Source organism: Bradyrhizobium sp. 192, assembly GCF_023100965.1.
GTDB lineage: Bacteria > Pseudomonadota > Alphaproteobacteria > Rhizobiales > Xanthobacteraceae > Bradyrhizobium > Bradyrhizobium symbiodeficiens.
In genome coordinates this window covers 1936204-1958385 of sequence record NZ_CP064690.1, presented here as the reverse complement: position 1 = coordinate 1958385, position 22182 = coordinate 1936204, and the positions used below count along the sequence as shown (strand labels likewise).

Sequence of the window (22182 nt, the reverse complement as noted above, 5' to 3'; positions counted from 1 at the left end):
TTGCGAACCTAAAACGGTCGAGCAGGCCCCTACCCAATTCGTCGATGACTTGCGAGTGCAAGCTCTCGAGACTTGAACCTTCGAGAGCTTGTGATTTTATGATTGAGTGTCTCGGATAAGCTGAGTCGATAGAGCACGCCACTTGTTGAAGCTCACAGCCGGATCTCAATTCAGCAAAACGTCGAGTGTGACCGGGAGACTAGCCGGTCGCGGGCACTCGGCCCTCCCGTCGCCATTCACGCAGTCGTCCGTGAAGTTTGGCTAAGCGACTGAGCCAGAATCGCATTTGTCTTTGTGGACTGTTTTGGGATTGCAGGGTTTTGATGCTTCGGGCATCGGAACCTTGCGATTTCGTTTTCAGGATTCCGTCGAATCGCCAGTCATGATTCCGTCGTCGCATCGGAGGTGGCGATGCGACCGAAGAAGCATAGGACGACAGGATCGGGCGACTGTTCCGGGCCAGGCTGGACCAGATCAGTAATATGAAGCACGAGCTGGTTCAGCTTGCCGGCAAGGTCGATTGGGAGTGGATCGACGGCGAGATCGCACCGCTCTATAGCGAGAACGGCCGGCCGGGAATCGCGACCCGCTTCATGATCGGGCTACTCCTGCTCAAGCACATTTACGGGCTGTCCGATGAGGGGTGTGCGAGCGTTAGGTCTACGACCCATATTTCCAGTACTTCACCGGCGAACAGTTCTTTCAGCACGCGTTCCCGCACGAGCGCTCGGACCTGAGCCATTGGCGCAAGCGGCTCGGCGACAGCTGGAGCGGTTGCTGGCCGAGAACTTGCGGGTGGCGCACGAGGCCGGTGCGTTACGCGGCCAGGACCGCAAGCGGGTCACGGTCGATACTCCGTGCAGCCCAAGGCCATCACCTTCGCGACCGATGCCAAGCTGCTGCACGCGGCCATCAAGGGGCTCAACCGACTGGCGAGGAAGCACGCGGTCAGGCTGCGGCAGTCCTATCTCCGCATTGCCATGACCGCGGCAATGATGGCGGGGCGCTACGCCCATGCCAAGCAATTCAAGCGGCATCAGCGGCAGTTGCGCATTCTGCGCAGCCGGCTGGGCCGGATCATCCGCGACATCCGCCGCAAGATCGCAGGTCGACAGTGCTCGAGAACGCCTTCGCCCTCCCGCTTGGCCGGGCCTTGCAGATCCGCTCGCAGCAGCAGCGCCAGCGCGGCTGGAAGTTCTATCCCTTCCAGCGCCCCGGAGGTGGAGTGCATCGGCAAGGCAAAGCAGCCGCATTTCGAGTTCGGTGTCAAAGCCTCTTTCGTCACCAACAACCGCCGTGCTCCCGGTGGCTTGTTCGTGCTGCACGCCGGGGCGCTGCCCGATAATCCGTACGACGGTCACACCTTGCGGGATTGTCATCGACCGCACCGAGACGCTCACCGGCTGTGCGATCGAGCGGGCCTATGTCGACAAGGGATACCGCGGCCACGACGCACAAAGTCCCCGCCGAATCTTCATCTCTGGCCAGAAGCGCGGCGTCTTCGGTGTCATCAAGCGCGAGCTGCGCCGTCGCACCGCCATCGGACACCTGAAGACCGATGGCCACCTCGGCCGCTGCTACCTCAAAGGCCGCGCCGGCGATGCGGCCAGCGTCATCCTCTCAGCCGTCGGCCACAACTTCCGCCGCATCCTCGCCTGGCTCAGGGCTCTTTGGTGCCTGATCCTGACCACCCTCATCGCTGCTGCCAGCGACCAATCACCGCCTCAACCGGTTTTTTAACGGACGACCACGCAGCCGCGAATGAGCTCGCTGAGTTTACCCTCCTCGCAGATTGAGCTGCTAGGGGGCAATTCTCCGAAATGTCCGTCGAGGAGTTCATTGTCATTCGCGGGCTGTCTCTCTCTCGCGCGCCGCACTTAGCCAATGACAAAGAAGCGGTGGAGTTAAACGTAAAGTCCAGCCCAGGCCCATGCCATGGCCGGCCTAGGTGACGAGCACTTCGACCAGATATGGTCCTGGTGTCGCAAGTCCCCGCGCCACCTCGATATTGAATTCGTCCATCGTTGTCACCCGCGCCCCCGGCACACCCATGCTTCTGGCCAGTCCAACAAAATCGATGTCAGGCCGACTGAGATCGAGCATATCCAGAGCCTTGCGCCCGACATTCTGCGCCCCAACGTTGGCCAATTCGTCTCGAAGGCAGGCGTATGATCTATTGTTGAACAGCACTGTCGTAATTTTCAGGCCTTCACGCACCTGTGTCCACAGTGACTGAATGGCGTACATCGCGCTGCCATCCGCCTGCAGGTTGAGCACAGGTCGGTTCGGGCAGGCAATCGCAGCGCCGGTAGCCATAGGCATGCCAAGCCCAATCGAACCGCCCATGTTCTGAAGCCAAGTGTGTGGCTGCGAATTCCAAGTTGCAGCGAAAAAGCCGCCGCCAGTCGAGATCGACTCATCGACCACGATCGCATTTTCGGGAATCAACGCGCCGAGCGATTGTGAGAGGCTGGGGCCCGTAATTGCCCCCGTGGCTCGCGATGGCGGCGCCAGCTTCGCGGCCTGGCTCGGTACTGATTGAGCATCCAACTCGTCCGCAAGCCGCTCAAGCGCATCCAGTGCGTCTTCTTCACCACGTGCAAGCGTCAAGAAGTCCGTATCCTCAGACGCCATCAAGCTTGACTTGTCGGGATAGGCAAAGAAGGCCACTGGGATACGGCTACCCACCAGGACGATATGCTTAAGTCCCGCAAGCGTCGCACGCGCCTGATCGACTGGGTACGGAAGGCGATCGACAGGAACGCGACCAGCGCCACGCTCAATCCGGCCAACGAATGTTTGCGCCATGATCTTCGCGCCAGTCTTGGCACATATGCGCCCTCCCAGATCAAGGCCGCGTTGTCGGAGCGCGAGTCCCCCTAGTAGGACCATTGCGGGCTCGCCGGAACGGAGTGCCTTGGCAGCACCCTTGATGCAATCCTGCGAAGCCCGCGCTCTTTTGGGTGCTTCGGCCACAGCAGCGGGGCCACAGCCTTCGTTCCAAGCGGTATCAGCCGGAAGAATGAGGGTTGCCACCTGACCGGGTGGGGTGCGCGCGGCTGCGATGGCCGCAGCGCCATCAGCCGCAACACGCCGTGCGTTGGAGGAGGTACGGACCCAGCCCGAAAACGGCTTCGCTGCACCTTCAATATCTGACGTGAGCGGTGCATCATAATTGAGGTGGTAGGTTGCGTGATCTCCCACGATGTTGATGATTGGGCTGGACGCCTTGGTGGCGTTATGCAGATTGGCGAGGCCATTCGCCAAGCCCGGGCCAAGGTGTAGAAGAGTGGCGGCCGGCTTTTCGGCCATACGCGCATAACCGTCCGCAGCGCCAGTAGCTATTCCTTCGAAGAGCACAAGAACGCAGCGCATACCATCCACGCGGTCAAGCGCAGCGACAAAGTGCATCTCGGACGTACCTGGATTTGCAAAGCAGGTGTCCACTCCTCCAGCAACCAGTGTACGAATCAGACTTTCAGCGCCGTTCATCGATAAGTTCCTCGCCTTGCTTAGATCGCATCCCGCCTCGGAAACACGTTATTAGTCTTCGGGCAGAGCGATAAAAAAGAGATGGACGGCGAACGCCCAGCGCTTACGTTCATATCAACTGCGAGGCGGACGCTAGTAGATTTCAAACCAGCACCAGAGTTCGATGCGGCCAATCGGTCAAGCTATTCTGTCAGGATTGTTGCGTCGTTCGCAGCCCAAGAGGCGACGCAGGGATCGCCGACCTCCGGCGTCGTTTTGGCCGATACGTTCAGCACCTTCGATGACAGCTGCAATCCCGTTTCGCTGCGGAATTCCAAGACCGTCGCATCGCCAACGAACGTCATGCCGCTGATGCGCCCCTGAATTCCGCCGGAAGAACCAGCGGCGCTCGTTTCGAGATGCAGATGTTCGGGTCGCACGCACAGCGTCGCGTCCATGTCCGCATCCTGCCACGGCGGAGCCGGCAGGGTTTCGTCCGCAGGACCGTGCACGGTGCCGGCTTTGAGCTTGACAGGTATGAGATTGACCTCACCGACGAAACCCGCCACGAACAAGTCGGCGGGGCGGCGATAAATGTCCTTCGGCGCCGAGACCTGGCGGATCCGTCCCTCGTGCATCACCGCGACACGGTCGGACATGGCGAGCGCCTCATCCTGGTCGTGCGTGACGTAGATCATTGTCTTGCCGACTTGCTTGTGCAGGGTCTTGATCTCGTTCCTCAGATGCTCGCGTAGTTTCTTGTCCAGCGCGCCCAAGGGCTCGTCAAGGAGAAGAACGGGCGGATCGAAAACTAGGGCCCGCGCGATCGCTACTCTCTGCTGCTGACCGCCGGACATTTGGTGGGGGTATCGCGAAGCCAAGGCACTGAGATGCACCTGATCGACGATGCCGCGTACCCGCGTTTCGATCTCCACCTTCGCCATACGCCGCATGCGAAGTGGATATGCTACGTTCTCGGCGACCGTCATGTGCGGGAACAGTGCATAGTTTTGGAAGATCACGCCGAGTTCGCGGCGGTGAGGCGGCAGGCGTGTGATATCCATCTCGTCCAGCAGAACCTGGCCGCTGTTAGGCATCTCGAAACCTGCGATCATCATCAGAGTCGTTGTCTTTCCAGATCCGCTGGGACCCAGCAACGAGATGAACTCTCCGGGGGATACGGAAAGACTGACATCGTCAACGGCCATCGCGCAACCGTAACGCTTCTGCAGGTTGCGCAGCGTGATGCCTCCGGTTTTCACGTCAGTGCCGCTCACGGTCGCTTTCATCAACATTTCAGCTCCCTAGGGTACAATCCGTCATTGGTTTTCGTTTGATCTGCGCGACCGTTTAGGGCGGTCAAGTGCTTTTTTGCCGTCTCACTAGGGTACCGACGAGAATGACAATCGTCGCGATCAGCATCTGCAGCGTGGCCACGGCGGCGATCGTGGGACTGATGTCCTGTCGGATGCCTTCCCACATGCGCATCGGCAAGGTCGTGATCTTTCCGATGCCAAGGAACAACACGTAGACCACGTCGTCGAACGAGGCCAGGAAGGCAAAGAAGCTGGCGACGATGAGCGCCGGCATGACCAACGGCGCGACGATCGTTCGAAAGGTGGCGAGCGGTCCGGCGCCGAGGCTCCGGGCCGCTCGCTCATAGCTCGGGTTAAGGTCGCGCAGATTGGCAACCACAATGACCACCACATAAGGAATGGCGTGCACCGCGTGGCCAAGGGCCAAGCCGAACTCGGTGCCCTGCAGACCTAGCCGCGCGAGCAGAAAATAGGTTGCGATGGCGACGATAACAGTCGGCATAATAATGGGTGAGAGCAAGAGAGCGACCATAGCTCCGCGACCAGGCATGGCACCGCGCGACAGACCGAAGGCAAGCATGGCGCCCATTGCGGTCGCCATGCCGACGGCCATCAGCGCAATGCGCACGCTGGTGAATGTTGCGCGCACCCACAGCGTGTCGAAAAAAAAGGCTTCGTAGTTGCGCAGCGAGTAACCTGGCAAGGGAAAGACGAAGTAGGACGAGGCGCTGAACGACAGGTATGCAACGATCAGTACCGGCAGCAGGAGGAGCACTGCCAGAAGACTTGCGAGGATCGGGACACTTCGACCTCCCATCGAAGGGAGCCAACGGTCAAGTGCGTTTGCCGCGGAGCCGATGCGCATCAACATTTTGGCGCCCATCTGGCGGCGGGCAGCAGTCGAAGCGACCTTGCCGTCGGAAAAACCCAGAAGTTGCTCGATGGGGAAGAAGCGCGACCCCATCCACAATATGGTCATGACGGCGCCCAGGAGGACCACGGAAAGCGCAGCGCCAAAATTCCAATTGAGTTGCTCCAGGATCTGCGAGCTGATCGCCATGGTAATCATGACGTCTGACAGCCCACCCATCAGCGCAGGTGTGATGTAGAAGCCGAGACAATAGATGAAGACGAGCAGAACTCCCGCAATCAAACCCGGCAGGCTGAGCGGCAGAAAGATCGTGAGGAAGGCAGCGAGCGGGCTCGCTCCATTCGCTCTCGCAGCGCGCGTAAGCTTCGGGTCAATGCCGGACATGACCGTGTACATCGGCAAGATCATCATGGGCATAACAATGTGCGTCATGCCGAGGATTACACCAAATCGATTATAGAGCATTGGGATTGGTTGAGACACCCAGCCGAGCTCGAGCAGGAACTGGTTGATGACGCCATTGCGCCCCAGAAGGACAATCCAGGCGAAGGTCCGCGCCAGAGTGCTGGTAAAATAAGGCAGCACGACCCCGATGAGTAAAAAGGTGCGCAACGCCACTCCACCCGTCGTGAGCGCGTAGGCAATGGGATAGCTCAGCACGAAGGCGAGCGCAGTCACGGTAACGCTGATCTCCAGCGTGTTGCGCATCACGGTCAGATAGACGGGTGTCTCTGCGATGCGCCAGAAATTCGCCAGGGTCCAGCTCGGCATCCCAAAGGCAAGCAAAAGAAGACCGGTGAGCGGCACCACGAAGAGTACCACGAGGAAGATGCTTCCCGGCAGCAGCAGCCAAGCCCACCGCGTCGGCACACGCCGCGAGGATTCCGCCCGACCCTTGATCGCGATGGAACTCATTGTGCCCGCCATACTAGCCAGCGCTCCTGGAGATGATCTACATTGGTCTGGCCATCAGGGCGCTGGGCGGCGAGCCAAGCATCATCCTGAGCCACGACTTGAGATGCATTCTCCTCAGTAATGCTGAGGAGCGGAACAAGATCGGACGGCAAATGCTTGAGCTGATTCACATTGGGACCAGTGAGGTTTGTCCCCAGCGTGAATTCCGCGGCGTTCTGCGCCCGGTTCAGGAATGCAATCAGCTTTTGTGCGTTTGCGGTGTTAGGACAGCCTTTGAGCACCGTCCAATAGACATAGACGAGATTGCCACCGCTCCACACCATGCGAATAGGTGCCCCCTGTCGGATGGCTGACAGCGCACGACCATCGTAACAGCTCGTCATCACGAACTCCCGATTGATCAACGCTTGAACAGGCTCCCCTCCAGCCGTCCACCATTTCGCGACATTCGGCTTGATCTCCGAGAGCTTCTTGAGAGCCCTCTCTACCTTGTCATCGGTCAAAGGCCAACGATCCGAATTTGGCACGCCGTCAGCTGCGAGCGCCAACACCATATGCCTAGCGACCGCGCTAAGGCCTCGCGGCCCTGGAAAGGCTTTGACATTCCAGAAATCGGTCCAGTTTTGCGGTCCTCCCTTCGGAAAGGAACGCTCATCATAAGCGAGCAACGTTGTTGAACGGAATGCAACGACTGCGTCACTGAGGCGAGCACTCTGCGGCGTCCCTTTGAGCGCTTCATCGTCCCACAAACCGTAGGCGATGGGCTGAAACAAACCCGCCTCATGCATGGTCGGGAAGTTCTGCCCGTCAATCAGGGCGACATCCCAGTCGATGCGCCCGGCGCGAGACATTGCTCTCACTTGGGGCTCGGCAATGTCGGCGGTCACGTCGACCACAACAATGCCCGTAGCCTTTGTGAAAGGCTCATAAACGTATCTTCTCACGGCTTGCGTGTACGATCCGCCATAGCTGAAGACGACAACTTCGCCACTGCCGGCGAGCTTGTCTTGCGCCCAGGCAGCGGTAGCCTTAGCGACGAACGGCACGCTCAGTAAAGCCGCCGACGTTCCAAGAAATGAGCGCCGGCTCGTGGCACGATGAAGATGGCCAGCCCTATCCTTTTTGATCATCACACTCCTCCCCAAATTAACCCAGCACTACATCTCCCCAAACGAACCTAGCATTACATCGTTTACCGCCACCATTTAGACCGTCTAGCGAGCCAACCGCGCGCAAATCCAGCAAAGAATGGCGACCCATCAAAGAAAAACTGCAAATCGCGGTCCACCTCCACGCAATTTCGCCGTCAGCTATGGCAATATGTCGGCTTTACAACCACAGGCTCGTAACTCGCCTCCAACGCTCGCTCTTGAAACCGAGACGCCGCCCGCCTCACGACAGGTTTATCCGGCGAGGCCAGCCGCAACACCGCACGGTCGATCACACAGAGTGGAAGATCCGGTAGGATCCCATCATGATGCTTCCTGCCTGCACGCGAATGCTATCTAGCGGTAGGGGGACCTTGCTACGCGATCTCAGCTGAGCTCGTTTCAGCTGCAACACACTTGTCAAAGGTGCGCGAATGAACAAGCCTGTTGGTTCGGATCGGAATACAAGAAGCGACGTTTCAAATTGCCGCTTCTTTCGCAAGTTCGTCCATCACTTGCTTCGTCGCGCGATAGGCGATCTCGACGATCTCATCTATCTCAGATTCGGAAACGACGAGAGGCGGAGCGAAACCTAGAATGTCACCATGCGGCATCGCTCGCGCGATGAGTCCCTTGTCGCGCGCCGCCTTGGAGATGCGGGCGCCCACCTTGAGCTGCGGGTCAAAGCGTCGTTTGGCTTGCCGATCGGCGACAAACTCAAGGGCACCGAGCAAACCCACTCCCCTTACCTCACCGACGATCTCAAGCTGGGCGAACCGCTCCTTCAGCCGCTTCGACAAATGCAAACCCACGGTTCTCGCGCGCTCGCTTAGTCGCTCCTTCTCGACAATATCGAGCACGGCATTAGCAGCTGCGGCCGCAATCGGATGACCGGAATAGGTATATCCGTGGGAGAATGCGCCGACGCGATCGGCTGCTTCTTCCATGACCGCGTAGACTTTCTCCCCGACGATTGCTGCCGAGAGGGGCATATAACCGGAAGTCAGACCCTTCGCTACTGTTACAAGGTCAGGCTCCATTCCATAAAGAGTGCTGCCGAACTCAGCGCCGGTCCGGCCGAACCCACAAATCACTTCATCGGCGATCAACAAGACGTCGTAGCGCCTAAGCACGGCTTGAATTTCACGCCAGTAACCATCGGGCGGGGGCGTGATCCCTCCTGTACCCAGCACCGGCTCCGCAATAAAGGCGCCGATCGTTTCCGGTCCTTCACGCACGATCATCTCTTCTAGTTCGGCTGCACGTCGACCAGAGAACGCCTCCTCCGTCTCACCTGACTCGGCACCCCAGTAGTGGTGAGGCGCACCTGTGTGCAAAATGCCTGGAAAGGGCAGGTCCATGTGATCATGGTAGAACGACATGCCCGTCATAGAACCGGAAATTACCGAACAACCATGGTAACCCCGATCGCGCGAGATAATCTTCTTCTTCTTCGGCTGACCGCGCAAATTGTTATAGTACCAGACAAGCTTGGCTTGCGTTTCGTTGGCGTCTGATCCGGATAGCCCGTAGAAGACTTTGCTTGGCTTACCCGGCGCCATTCGCACGAGGCGGACTGACAGATTTGCCAGCTCGTCCGTCGTGTGGGCAGCATATGTATGGTAGTAGGCCAACTTATAGGCCTGGCGCGCAATCGCCTCGGCCACCTCGGTGCGGCCGTACCCAATGTTGACGCAGTAAAGGCCAGCAAACCCGTCAATATAGCTATGTCCCTGTGCGTCTTCGATGCGGATACCCTTTCCTCCCGTGACGATGGTCGGATCACCAAGCTTACCTGTGGCAAAATCCTTAAGTTGGGTGAAAGGATGCAGAACAGCCGCGCGATCTTTTTCGGCGATCGTCTTGATATCGTTCATACCATTTCTCCTAAGCCAGGTCGCCGAAGCAGACGTACTTCAATTCCATGAATTCCTGAATGCCATGTCGAGAACCTTCGCGACCGAGCCCGGATTGCTTCCAACCTCCAAACGGAATTGGAGGTCCAGTGAATGATGCCGTATTGATGCCGACCATTCCGTATTCGATGTTCTCAGAAAGTCGTAGCGCCCGACGCAAGCTGTCTGTGTAGATATAGGCCGCCAAGCCCATTTCACTTGAATTGGCCCGCGCGAGAACCTCCTCTTCGGAATCGAACGGAAGTACCGCGGCGACCGGGCCGAACGTCTCCTCGGTTGAGATGAGCATGTCGTCAGTGACATCGCTCAGCAGCGCTGGAGCGACAAAGTTCGGCCCGAAGACTTCATCTTGCTTTGCAGAAATAACCCGCGCCCCTTTTGCCGCCGCATCCTTAATCTGAGCCCAGCACTTTTCGGCCACGGACGACTTCGTCATCGGTCCGACATCAGTCGCAGCCTCCAGGCCATGGCCAACCCTGAGCCGAGCGATCGCCGCAGCAAACTTCTCAACAAAGGCACCATAAACGCCCCTCTGTACGTAGATGCGATTAGCCGCCAGGCAGTCCTGCCCCGACGTGGCAAACTTCGCGGCCATCGCACCTTTGACGGCCTTATCGAGATCGACGTCATCAAAGACAATGAAGGGGGCATGTCCCCCAAGCTCGAGAGAGACCTTCTTTACCGTCTGCGCGGCCCGCTCCAGTAGCAACCGACCGACTTCTGTGGACCCGGTGAACGAAAGGGCTCGCACCCGCGCATCCCGCAACAGCGGCTCCGAGAGTTCGATCGGATTGCCGACGAGCACCTGAAACACCCCACGTGGAACTCCAGCCTCCTCAGCCAATCTCGCGAGGGCAAGAGCCGAGAGCGGCGTCTCGGGCGCAGGCTTCACGATGACGGGGCAGCCAGCCGCCATAGCGGCGCCGGCCTTTCGCGTAATCATAGCGACAGGAAAATTCCAAGGAGTGATTGCCGCTGCAACACCAACTGGCTGCATTCTGACCTGAAGCAGACTTCCAGGCTTATGGCTTGGGATCGTGTCGCCATAGGCGCGATCTCCCTCTGCGGCAAACCACTGGAGAAACCCGGCACCATATCCAATTTCGAACCTTGCTTCCGCAAGCGGCTTGCCTTGCTCGCTCGTTATGATGACCGCAAGCTCCTCCGCATGGGCGAGCATTAGCGAGGCCCAAGTCCTGAGAATTGCACCCCGCCTCTCTGGTAGCAGCTCTCGCCATCGAGCAAATGATCGCTGCGCCGCGTCGATCGCAAGATTCATGTCTGCGGCGCTGCAGCGAGCAACTTCAGCGAAGACTTCGCCAGTTGCCGGATCGATGACAACATCTCTTTGCTCGCCCGCGATCCAGCGACCATCGATCAGAGCAGCTCCCGCGATAAAATCTCGACGGAGCAAATTGTCGATATGCCTCTTAGCCAGCCCGACCAGAGGTGGACTTTTAGGCCGGCCAGCTTGCAACACCATTTCGAAGTCCTTGGCGGTCATCTTATTGAAATTCTGCTGCCAATCAGGATACTAATGTTGGAGACAGATTTGCGTCGCATTTCATCGTCGTTTAGACGGTTTCCTGCAGGACCTCGCTGTTTGGCAGTGGAATTCAACGGAGCCCCGACTTATGCAATATGACCGAACTGACGCCCGTATCCTGGAGATCGTGCAGAAGAATAATCGGCTGACATCTGAGATCATCGGCGAGCTTGCTGGACTTTCTGCAACTGCGTGCCAAAGGCGCTTGAAGAGGCTCCGGTCTGACGGCATCATCGAGGCGGATGTCTCGATTGTTTCGGCAAAGGCGGTAGGAAGGCCTATTCAGATGCTGGTGCTCGTAAGCCTCGAGCGCGAGCGTGCAGATATCATAGACAGGTTCAAGAAGGCGATTAAGTCGTCAGCTGAGGTCGTCAACGGATTCTACGTCACTGGGGACGCCGACTTCGTTCTGTATATTACGTCGCGGACGATGGAAGATTATGAGCAATTCACGCGGCGTTTTTTCTATGAGAACCCTGACATCAAGGGCTTCAAGACGATGGTTGTTATGGATCGTGTAAAGACTGGTTTTGCGATTCCGGTAGAGATTCCAGACGAAGATTGATGTTCGTATCTTTGCGGTCGTTGTTTCGAGGCCTCGCGCGTTTTTTCATCGCCCATCCTCTCACAAAGCGAGAAACAAGCACCCGCGCTCTTGTAGTATCTATGGATGTTGATACGCGCTGAGGTAGAGGAGCATGGCTGCTCCAGCAGGCGGAATGGCGGCCAAGTGAGGCGACGTCGCGGACATCTGAGAGCAAATCGAACTGTCGTTGTGGCTGTGACGCCCCGATCGGATCGTTGCTGGAGCAATGCTAAAAAGCTGTCAGAGAACTCGACAAATTTATTCCTTGATCTGGATATCATTTTTGCAGGTCGTGGTAGAAGCAGCAAATTCCTAAACGAACCGGGCACACAACGCGAATTTCAGATGTTTGAGGGCGGGCCGGAACCGCTCGTCCGATTTGGCTTCGGCGTTCCGCGACAAACACTGACCTTGGTCAGGTCGTGGTGCACGGTCCGTGGATCCAAATGACGAAACTTTCCCATCCTCAGATTTTTAGCGTCGATGGTATTGCGGCGCCGCTGTGTTACCCCACCTTCCGCCGGATTTGGATCGCGAGCCTGCTGTCGAACCTCGGTATGCTTGTCCAAGGCGTCGGCGCGGCCTGGGCCATGACAGAGATGACATCGTCAGCCGATAAAGTTGCACTGGTGCAGACAGCTTTGTTGCTGCCTGTGATGTTGATCGCTGTGCCGGCCGGTGCCATCGCTGACATGTATGACCGCCGAATTGTGGCGCTCGTTGCGCTCTCTATCGCGCTCTGCGGCGCGACAGCCTTGACTGCGCTCGATTGGTCGGGGCTTACCACGCCGGATCTACTCCTGGTGCTTTGCTTTGTAGTCGGCGGCGGCATGGCGTTGATGGGGCCGGCCTGGAGCTCCTCGGTTAGCGAGCAGGTTCCGCCAAAGACGCTGCCGGCGGCGATTGCCCTCAATGGCATTAGCTACAACATCGCGCGTAGCTTTGGGCCCGCGGTCGGGGGAATTGTTGTTGCGACCGCGGGCGCGGGTGCGGCCTTCGCGATCAACGCATTTCTCTATCTGCCACTGATCGTGGCGTTGTTCCTCTGGAACCGTATCGCGGAGCCGTCGCGGCTGCCACGCGAACACCTGAGCCGCGCCATTGTCTCGGGCGTGCGCTATATCGCCAATTCGCCTTCGATCACGATTGTGGTAGCGCGCACCATGATAACCGGCGTCGTCGGCAGCGCGCTCCAAGCACTAATGCCGCTGGTCGCTCGCGACCTGTTGCACGGGGGCGCTCAGACTTACGGCATCATGCTAGGTGCGTTCGGGTTCGGCGCGGTAATAGGAGCTCTCAACATCGGCGAAATGCGCAGGCGTATGAGTGGCGAGGCTGCGGTTCGTGCCTGCACACTCTCCATGAGCGGCGCAATTGCGGCGGTCGCGCTCAGTCACAATTCGGCCTTGACAGCCGCAGCTCTGGTTTTGGCGGGTGCCGTATGGACCATCGTGTGGACGCTGTTCAACATTGGCGTGCAGCTCTCCGCCCCGCGTTGGGTTGCGGGCCGCTCCGTTGCGGCTTGGCAGGCTGCGTTCTCTGGCGGCCTCGCAGTTGGCAGTTGGGGCTGGGGTCGCCTAGCCGATGCCGTCAGTGTCGACATCACGCTGCTCGTCTCTGCCGGACTGATGCTGCTCTTGCCGCTGCTTGGGCGCTGGCTGCGCATGCCGGCCATCACCGAGCGCGGGGAGGGCGCCGAGATGCTTGCCGATCCTAAGGTGCGGCTCCCGCTGACCTACCGGAGCGGCCCACTGGTGGTTGAGCTCGAATATCGGGTGGCCTTGGAGAATGCCCGAGCCTTCCACAACCTCATGCAGGATGTGCAGCTCTACCGGCAACGCAACGGGGCCTATGGTTGGTCAATTGCGCGTGATATCGCCGACCCCGAGCTGTGGACTGAGCGCTATCACTGCCCGACATGGCTCGACTATTTGCGCCAACGCAACCGCTGGACCCAGTCGGAACGTGCATTAGATGAGAAGGCAATGGCTTTCCATATCGGGCCTGAGCCAGTGCGTATCCGTCGTATGCTGGAGCGCCCGTTTGGATCGGTACGCTGGAAGGATGATGTGCCCGACCGCGCCGCGAGTGAGCTCTAGTTGGTCGGGAGCGCGGCGCAAGCACTAACCGTCGTCCCTTCCATTGCACCGCATCAAGACCCCTGGGTGCGATGACGCTGACCTTGCCCCTCGGGTTTAATCCAGTTTGAAGTTCGTTCTGGCCCAAGCCGAGGACCAGAGCATGAAGCGCAAGCGGTTTACGGAAGAACAGATCATCGGGATTTTGAAGGAGTACGAGGCGGGGGTTCCGGTCGCCGATCTCTGCCGCAAGCATGGTGTAAGCGACGCCAGCATCTACAAATGGAAGGCCAGGTGAGCTGGTCCCGGTTGTCTGAACAGAATCTCCGCGTTGATAAGTGGAGCCTCTGCCGGGGTTAGGCTGCCAAGCGGATTGGCAGTGGGGTGAAGTAGGCTTGATCAGGTGTGCTGCCGTCAAGGCTCGAGTGGGGTCGGCGCCCGTTGTACAACAAGGTTTGAGAACGCCCACAGGACCGTTCTTCGCGAGGTTCTTTATCGATATCATCCTTTGTTTGGTCGCCGAGTTTGCGTTCATGGGGTCGTCGACAAGGATGGCGATGTCGCCTTCCGCTGCACGCTGGATGGATCGCAAGCAGATCGTTGGCTGGAGGTTCCAGCCTGGATGTTCGACCGCACGGCATGCCCTGAGGCGGAGCTTTTGGCAGCTCGGCCATTTGTCAGCATAACCGCACTTGCAGCGCTTTCTGCGCTTATCGATCTGGCGTTAATGGATCGAACGCCATCAGCTGCCCTGCTTTCTGGCGCATCCACAGCCTCTCACGACCAGAATCGGCGAGAGACCCATGTCACGGCAGACGGCAATGCCAGGGAGCGGATACCGACACAATCGACAACCGCGGCCGCAGCAGCAGATGGATCTGTTCGGGATCGGCCTGTGGAACGGCGCCATCGGCGCGCCCACATGGCCGGAGCTGCCGGCGGAAGGGGGGCGGCCCTCACGAGCCTGTTGACGCAATGATCCTCGATCATGCTGTGACGACAGCGACGCCGCGTGCGAAGGAGGTCGATCATGATCTCTGACAAGGTCAGGCCTCATCATCTGGAGCGCAAGGCAATTCTTTACGTGCGTCAATCCTCGGCACATCAGGTGTTGCACAATCGCGAGAGCAGCGCGTTGCAATACGCCATGCGGGACCGGCTGACGGCGCTTGGGTGGGCAGAGGTTGAAGTGATCGATGATGATCTCGGTCGTTCAGCCGCCGGCGGCGTGCAACGCGCCGGTTTCGAGCGAATGGTAGCGGAGGTTTGCCTCGGTAAGGTTGGTGCGGTTTGCGCCCGCGAGGTCTCGCGCTTCGCCCGCAACAGCCGGGATTGGCAGCAACTCATCGAGATGTGCCGCGTGGTCGATACCGTTCTGGGCGATCAGGAGACCATCTATGCGCCAAGGCACGGCAACGACCGCCTGCTGCTCGGGCTCAAGGGCAGCCTCAACGAGTACGAGCTGGCTCTATTGCGCCAGCGCTCGGCTCTCGGCCCGCTACGAGAAGGCGCGTCGGGGCGAGTTGATTGTGGCGGCGCCCGTCGGCTTCGTGAAGGCCGGCGACCGCTATGAGAAAGATCCGGATCGGCGCGTCCAGGAAGCGATCCAGTTGGTGTTCGACAAGGTCGAGGAACTGGGCAGTGCCCGACAGGCGCTCTGCTGGCTCCACGAGTACAATCTCGATCTGCCGGTGAAGCAGTCCAACGGCGACACAGCCTGGCGGCGACCGAGTTACTCCGCCATCCGCCGGATCATTGAGAACCCGGTCTACGGTGGCGCCTATGCCTATGGTAAGACGGCTGTGGCGGCGGGATACAGCGCCGAGGGCGTGAGCGTGAAGATCCGCCGCAAGACGCGGAGCGAATGGCTGGCGCTGAAGCCCAACACCCACGAAGGGTACGTGAGCTGGGAGAGGTTCGAGGCGATCCGCACCATGGTCAGCAGCAACATTCCCACTGGTCGGCATCACGGCGCGCCCAAGCATGGAGACGCGCTGCTGGCCGGTCTGATCCGGCGCAAGCGCTGCGGCCGCAAGCTCACACTGCGGTACTCCGGCATGAAGCACCATATCCCGCGCTACAGCTGCAGCCGCGCCTGGATGGACAATGGCGGCCCTCACTGCATCGCCTTCGGCGGATTGCGCGTCGATGATGCAATCGAAGAAGCATTGCTTGGCGTTGTCGGTCCGGGCGCTATCGCCGCTGCAACCGCTGCCGTCAAGGAAGCCGGAGAACGACGGGATCAGGTGCGCGATGCTCTCAGTCGCGATCTGGAAGCGGCGCGCTTTGCCGCCGACAGGGCTTTCCGGCAATACGATGCCGCTGACCCCGCGAACCGGTTGGTGGCGAGTGAGCTGGAACCGCGCTGGAACAGGGCGCTCGCTCACGCGGCGGAGGTCGAGGGCAAGATCGCCATGCATGATGCGGCCACGCCCGCACCCATTGATCCAGCTTCGCTCGGCGTTCTTGCCTCGAACCTCAAAACGGTCTGGGATGCGCCGACGACGGATGCTCGCCTCAAGAAGCGCATTGTGCGCACCCTCATCCATGAGGTCGTGGCCGATATCGACGACGCGGCCTCCGAGATCATTCTCATCGTCCATTGGGTGGACAGCGAGGTGCGCTTGCCCAAGCGCCGGCGCGGACAGCGCAACAGCACTTCTGCCGATATCATCCAAGCCGTGCGTCAACTGGTGCTGATCGCCAGCGACGATCTGATTGCCGGCCTCCTCAACCGCAACGGCCTCAAGACGGGCAACGGCAATCGCTGGACCCGCGAGCGCGTCACATCAATGCGCTCGAGCTACCACATCCGGGGGTTCGAGCCCGCCGATGACGGGATCGAACCCTGGCTCAACCTTGGCAACGCCGCAAAGCTCCTGAAGATCGCGACGAAGACGCTCCGGCTGGCCGCTGAAGCCGGCGAGATCGAATCCATCCATCCGCTGCCAGATGGTCCTTGGATCTTCGCCCGCGCCTCGCTGATAACAACTGCTGCTCCATCTATCGCCGAACGAGCGCGACAGAACCCAAGATACCCCACGGGATCGCATCCCAATCAGCAAAGTCTCTTCTCTTCAACAACATAGAGAGATGGGTGTTCTGATGCGCGATTGTAAAAGTCGAGATACCGAACAATTGTTCGGTGAGCCAACCATCGCCGGCGCTATCCTCGACCGCATCATCCACAACGCCCACCGGATCGCCGTTCAGGGCGACAGCATGCGAAGGAAAAAAGGCACGCGCCCCTTGACCGATGTCGAAAACAGCGAAACGAATACCAATTGACTTCAACAACCAGGCAACCAAAAGCCAGCCCCGCCGCGCTGCCCGCGATTTAGCGAAACTGCTCTGTCCGTCGGTTAGCGAGACCGCTGTCCTCTTTTTGCGAAATACGCATCGTGTCGCGTGATATTGACCTCTGCGCTTACTAGCGCGTCCTCACGCTGGACTTCTCGCGGCCCGGCAAGCCGACCGACAACGCGTTCATCCAGGCTTCAACGGCCACTTCCGGTCTGGATGCCTCATCGCCCACTGATTCCTGTCCCTTGCGGACGCCCAAGAAACAGTGAAGACTTGGCGCAAATATCCAATGAAGAACGGCCCTATGGGGCGATCGGCAATTGTCCGCCGATTTTGCCAAAACCACGTCGGCGCAACCAGCCCGCCAACGTGACAGAGGCGCAAAACTGTAATTCTGGGCGGTCCAAAGTTCGGTCTCGCTGCAAAAAGCCGTGAGAGTGAACTGCCGCTGCATGGCAGTTCAGCGGAGGTCAACCGCTCCCGAAACTCTTCACCAAAATAGGTAGGCTTGGATGCAGATTTTATGCCCTACCATGGGTGCACTAATCGGCGTAGCGCGGGCACGCGGCTCATCAGAACAGGACAAGGTGCACTAATGACAAGCGTCGTCAATCCGCTGCCTAGTAGCGGGCGAGAGATGAAATTCATCGAAGGGACGCGCGTCGTTACCGATGATGAACTGCAAGTCAACAACATCACGCGTTATCACGTTACAAAATTCTATCGGGAACAGATTACCAAGAGTGGTTACTACGAGCAGCTTAAACATATTGTGGAGCCCTCAGTCGAGGAGTTCGAGAGTTATGGCAGTTTGGATACCAGCGGTGAGCACGCCAACACGGTCGTGCCCGGGCTCCAGCACAAGTACGCCCAGACTGGGCTGCTGCTGGTCACGGACCGCTGCGCTTCCTACTGCCGTTATTGCTTTCGCAAACGCATTGTCGGCAACGATTCCGATGAAATCGCACCGGATGTCGCTGCAGTTGCGCAATATGTTGGCAGTCATCCAGAGATGACCAACGTGCTGCTATCGGGAGGCGACCCGTTCGTGCTCAGCACCACCGAGCTCAATAACATTCTTGACCATCTGCTGCCGATCAGACATTTGGAATCAATTCGATTTGGTACAAAAATGGTCGCCTATCAGCCTAAGCGCTTTGAGGATTCTGCCCTAGCGGCCTTGTTCCAACGAATCCATGATGCAGGCAAGACCGCGATAATCGTTACACATTTCGATCACATCGGCGAGATTTCGGTCGATGCGGAGTATAACATTCGCTCTTTGCGTGCACTTGGCGTCCAATTCCTCAACCAATCCGTACTTCTCGCGAAAGTCAACGACGATCCCGAGATCTTGGCGGCAACCTTCGCCAAATGTCACCAAATCGGAGTGCGTCCCTATTATCTCTTTCAGGGCAGGCCAGTGAAGGGCGCATCGCACTTTCAGGTTCCATTGCGCCGCGGACTAGAGATTACGCGCGGCATCAACCAACGACTCAGCGGCATCCAGAAGACATTCAAATACATCATGTCCCATTACACAGGGAAGATCGAGATCCTCGATTTAGCAGACGATGGCCGCGTGTATATGCGATACCACCAAAATAAATCTCCCGAGAAGATTGGAAAGATCTTTTCCCGACCGCACGTCGAAGCCGCCTGCTGGTTGGACGATTTGTCAGAAGGGTGACCGACCGGCCCGCAATGCTGACTCCGCCTCAGAGATAGGGAGTGCATTTGCCAGCCACGGGCGGTGACTTGCCACGGCGCCCGGGTACAAGGGACGAAGCAATCTCCGTTCCGGGAGACAGTTGCATGTGCGAGCAGTCGGGTTCAGTTGCCTTTTGCGCGCGCATCAGAAACTCCCTCCGATCACCGCTTCGTATTCGGCAAGAGGACGCATCAAGGAGGGCGGCGGAGACGACCTGGGCGCCGTCGATACCGCTGACCTGCCGCTGAACTTTCATCCATTGGCGATTAGAGTCTCGGCGGATGTTACGCCGTTTGGCGCGGGGTGAGCAACGTGCGATCGGCGGAGCTGGTCGGGGTTGCGCAGCCGGTCGCACGTTGCGGTGAGGTTGGCGGAATAGGCCGCGGGTGTCAGATAGCCCAGCGACGAATGCGGGGGTGGCTATTGTAGTCATGGGCCCACGCCGCAATCCTGGTTCGGGCGTGATCAAGGCCGAAGAACAGGGTTTCGTTGAGAAGCTCGTCTCGCATCCGGCCGTTGAAGCTTTCACAGAAGCCGTTCTGCATCGGTTTGCCTGGCGCGATAAAGTGTTAGGCAATCTGGTTGTCCTCTGACCAAGTCAGAATGGCGTTGCAGGTGAACTCGGTGCCGTTGTCCGAGACGATCATGCCAGGCTTGCCGCGGCGACCAATCAACGCCGTCAGCTCGCGCGCCACCCGCCGTCCCGGGATCGAAGTATCGGGGATCGCCGCCAGGCATTCCCGGGTCACGTCATCGACGATGTTGAGGATCCGGAACCGGCGCCCATTGGCAAACTGGTCATGGACAAAATCCAGCGACCAACGGGCATTCGGCCGGGCCTCGAGCAGGATCTGCGCCCGGGTGCCGACCGCGCGGCGGCGAGCCCGGCGCTTACGCACGCTGAGGCCTTCCTCCCGATAAAGCCGGTAGATACGGTTCAGCCCGGACGGCTCGCCATGCTGACGCAGCAGCACGAATAACCGGCGATAGCCGAAGCGCCGGCGGGCATTGGCCAGTTCGCGCAATTGGACGCGCAGTTCGGTATCGGGCGGCCGGCACGACCGATAACGGATCATCTTGCGGTCGGCACTGACGATGATGCAGGCCCGCCGTTCTGACAGTCCCAATTCGGCCTGCAGATGCGCGACAGCTTCGCGCTTGGCGGCGGGCCCTACCATTTTTTTGACAGAAGCTCACGCAGCGCCGCCGCATCCAGCATCTGCTCGGCCAACAGCTTCTTCAGCTTGGCGTTCTCGTCCTCAAGCTGCCGTAGCCGCTTGGCCTGCGAGACGTCCATACCGCCGAATTTGGACTTCCAGTTGTAAAGCGTCGCTTCCGAGACGCCGTGCTTGCGTGCCAAATCGGCCGTCTTCGCACCGGCCTCATGCTCGCGCAGCACGCCTATAATCTGTTCTTCCGTAAACCTGGCTCGCTTCATCTGTCCGTCCTTCAGAAGGCCGGACTCCAACTTCAACCGGAGGAAATCGGCAGGGGCAGGTCACCGCGATCTCCGGTCGGCAGACCGCGTCATTGCGCCCGGCAACGCTGTCGAGATGGGCGGAATCGACGATCCGCCGACCTCTGAACGAGTGTCGGAGCGAGTTTGGTCTTTCCTGAAGAAACAAGCCCCTGATCGCATTTGTCGAACAGCATGAAGTCGGCTTCCCAATTCCGGTGTTCCCGAACCTTCTACCCCGAGAGCCCTTCAGCAATCGACCGCTTTTGCTGCAAAACCACGTCGGCGCAACCAGCCCGCCAACGTGACAAAAGCGCAAAAACTCTAGCTCTGGGTCGTTCAACGTTCGGTCTCGCTCCAAACCCCGCGACGGCCCGACGGCAGTGTACACGGCACATATGCTTGATGTGTGCTGCCGGGAAGACGGCATCGAGCATCGGCTGACGAGGTCAAGCATCCCTGAACCAAGGGCCACGTCAAACGCATGAACGCACGATCAAAGAAGCAACCATCCAAGGCGATCATTGCGACCGACACTCAGCTCGGAGCGCACCTTGCCGACTTCATCGACGCCAACAACTACGCTCGGCGGCTTAAGACACCGAAGGTGTCTCACGCTTTACGACTACATCTGCGAATGCTGGACTTCCCAGCAAGAACGATCAAAGCAGCAACTGCCGGAACTAAACGCCTAGCTTCCTAAGTGCCACCAATCACACCAACGCGCCCGTCTCACTCACCCGACGAAGGTGATAGTCGGCATCCCCAAACGTGTTCTCGATCATGGTCAGCCGCTTAAAATAATGGCCGACCTTAGTGGCCATGGTCATGCCAATTCCACCATGAAGCTGGATCGACTGCTGGCCGACGAATTTTCCGCTTCTCCCCATCTGCACTTTAGCCGCAGCAACCGCTTTAGCACGCTCGGCAGCATTATCGATATCCGAGGCCATGGTGGCGTACATCGCCATGGAGCGCGCCTGTTCGAGCGCCACAAACATGTCAGCGGCGCGGTGCTGCAGACTCTGAAACGAGCAGATTGGCACCCCGAACTGCTTTCGCGTCTTCATATAGTGGACCGTGGTGTTCAGCGATTCGTCCATCAGGCCTACCGCTTCCGCGCAAAGCGCGGTGCGGGCGTCGTCAACCACCCGCTCGATAAGCGGCAGCGCATTTTCGGGATCGCCGATCGCCGCTGCGCTGCCCACCTCGACACCTGTGAAGCTGACGTCGACGGCGCGCAGCCCATCTTGGGTCGGGTAGCTCTTTTTGGAGATGCCTCTCGCGTCGGCAGGCACCAGAAGCACCGCGATACCGCTTCTATCGCGTTGAGCGCCTTTGATCCGCACGGTGACGATCAACGTGCCGGCGTTCTCGCCATTGAGCACAACAAATTTTTCGCCATCAATGACCCATCCATTGCGGCTCTTCTTGGCGGAGGTAGTCACGTCGTTGAGATCATAGCGAGAGTTCTTTTCAAGTTGCGCGAATCCGAAGGTCTTGCTGCCGTCGATGATCCCAGGCAGATGAGCTGCCTTCTGCGCGTTCGAACCGCCACGGCGCAGGAAGCCGCCGCCAATCACAACCGTGGCGAGATAGGGCTCGACCACAAGCGCTCGGCCGAACGCTTCCATCACGATCATAGTCTCCACGCCGCCGCCGCCAAACCCGCCATCGGCTTCGGCAAAGGGAAGTCCGAGCAGACCCTGCTCAGCAAAGCGGCTCCAGATCAATCTGCTCCAGCCGCCCTTCTCCTTCGAATACTTTTTGCGCTGCTCGAAAGCGTAGACATCGGTCAAGAGTCCATCGACGCTTTCCTTGAGAAGCCGCTGCTCCTCGGACAAATTGAAGTCCATATCTCAGCT

The 22182-nt window shown here is 58.9% G+C and carries 12 protein-coding genes and 6 pseudogenes; 10 read left to right on the top strand and 8 right to left on the bottom strand.

Annotated features, from left to right (window positions below; genetic code table 11):
• The first annotated feature begins 411 nt into the window (after positions 1-411).
• Positions 412-1740, top strand: a pseudogene (locus tag IVB24_RS08960) (IS5 family transposase).
• Between the two features lie 204 nt (positions 1741-1944).
• Here IVB24_RS08960 and IVB24_RS08955 read toward each other — a convergent pair.
• From IVB24_RS08955 to IVB24_RS08930, 6 genes are all read right to left on the bottom strand, one after another.
• Entirely contained in the window at positions 1945-3492 is a 1548-nt protein-coding gene (locus IVB24_RS08955) for an acetolactate synthase large subunit (protein ID WP_247772680.1), read from the bottom strand.
• A gap of 182 nt (positions 3493-3674) precedes the next feature.
• On the bottom strand, positions 3675-4760 hold the full coding sequence (locus IVB24_RS08950; RefSeq protein WP_247772679.1) for an ABC transporter ATP-binding protein: 1086 nt from the start codon (positions 4758-4760) through the stop codon (positions 3675-3677).
• Positions 4761-4830: 70 nt separating this feature from the next.
• Positions 4831-6573, bottom strand: a complete 1743-nt coding sequence (locus IVB24_RS08945) for an ABC transporter permease subunit (RefSeq protein ID WP_247772678.1) — start codon at positions 6571-6573, stop codon at positions 4831-4833.
• Positions 6570-7703: an ABC transporter substrate-binding protein gene (locus IVB24_RS08940; protein WP_247772677.1), complete on the bottom strand. Its 1134-nt coding sequence runs from the start codon at positions 7701-7703 to the stop codon at positions 6570-6572. The genes IVB24_RS08945 and IVB24_RS08940 overlap by 4 nt, the downstream gene beginning before the upstream one ends.
• A gap of 497 nt (positions 7704-8200) precedes the next feature.
• Positions 8201-9598 carry an aminotransferase gene (locus tag IVB24_RS08935; RefSeq protein WP_247772676.1) on the bottom strand — a complete coding sequence of 466 codons (1398 nt, stop codon included), beginning with the start codon at positions 9596-9598 and terminating at the stop codon, positions 8201-8203.
• 10 nt (positions 9599-9608) lie between these two features.
• Positions 9609-11141 carry an NAD-dependent succinate-semialdehyde dehydrogenase gene (locus IVB24_RS08930; RefSeq protein WP_247772675.1) on the bottom strand — a complete coding sequence of 511 codons (1533 nt, stop codon included), beginning with the start codon at positions 11139-11141 and terminating at the stop codon, positions 9609-9611.
• Between the two features lie 130 nt (positions 11142-11271).
• Here IVB24_RS08930 and IVB24_RS08925 point away from each other — a divergent pair, with 130 nt between their 5' ends.
• From IVB24_RS08925 to IVB24_RS08890, 8 genes and pseudogenes are all read left to right on the top strand, one after another.
• A complete protein-coding gene (locus IVB24_RS08925) occupies positions 11272-11748 on the top strand; it encodes an Lrp/AsnC family transcriptional regulator (RefSeq protein WP_247469603.1) in 477 nt (158 codons plus the stop codon).
• A gap of 467 nt (positions 11749-12215) precedes the next feature.
• Positions 12216-13868 (top strand): MFS transporter, encoded by a 1653-nt coding sequence (locus IVB24_RS08920; protein ID WP_247772674.1) that lies wholly within the window; start codon positions 12216-12218, stop codon positions 13866-13868.
• A 142-nt stretch (positions 13869-14010) separates the two neighbouring features.
• Positions 14011-14142 (top strand): annotated as a pseudogene (locus IVB24_RS08915) (transposase); the annotation flags it as partial.
• 735 nt (positions 14143-14877) lie between these two features.
• Positions 14878-15420: a recombinase family protein gene (locus tag IVB24_RS08910; protein ID WP_247772673.1), complete on the top strand. Its 543-nt coding sequence runs from the start codon at positions 14878-14880 to the stop codon at positions 15418-15420.
• On the top strand, positions 15377-16936 hold the full coding sequence (locus tag IVB24_RS08905) for a recombinase family protein (RefSeq protein WP_247772672.1): 1560 nt from the start codon (positions 15377-15379) through the stop codon (positions 16934-16936). The genes IVB24_RS08910 and IVB24_RS08905 overlap by 44 nt, the downstream gene beginning before the upstream one ends.
• Positions 16937-16982: 46 nt before the next feature.
• Positions 16983-17135: pseudogene (locus tag IVB24_RS08900) on the top strand (ATP-binding protein); the annotation flags it as partial.
• A 113-nt stretch (positions 17136-17248) separates the two neighbouring features.
• Positions 17249-17523 (top strand): annotated as a pseudogene (locus IVB24_RS08895) (transposase); the annotation flags it as partial.
• A gap of 222 nt (positions 17524-17745) precedes the next feature.
• The gene (locus IVB24_RS08890; RefSeq protein ID WP_247772671.1) at positions 17746-18840 is read left to right on the top strand and encodes a lysine 2,3-aminomutase; all 1095 of its coding nucleotides are present in this window, start codon (positions 17746-17748) and stop codon (positions 18838-18840) included.
• Between the two features lie 273 nt (positions 18841-19113).
• On the opposite strand, the pseudogene IVB24_RS08885 reads toward IVB24_RS08890, so the two are convergent.
• Positions 19114-20299, bottom strand: a pseudogene (locus tag IVB24_RS08885) (IS3 family transposase).
• A gap of 386 nt (positions 20300-20685) precedes the next feature.
• Here IVB24_RS08885 and IVB24_RS08880 point away from each other — a divergent pair.
• Positions 20686-21012, top strand: a pseudogene (locus IVB24_RS08880) (IS481 family transposase); the annotation flags it as partial.
• An 18-nt stretch (positions 21013-21030) separates the two neighbouring features.
• Here the strand turns inward: IVB24_RS08880 and pimD are convergent.
• Positions 21031-22173 carry a pimeloyl-CoA dehydrogenase small subunit gene (gene pimD, locus IVB24_RS08875; RefSeq protein WP_247772670.1) on the bottom strand — a complete coding sequence of 381 codons (1143 nt, stop codon included), beginning with the start codon at positions 22171-22173 and terminating at the stop codon, positions 21031-21033.
• Positions 22174-22182 lie beyond the last annotated feature (9 nt).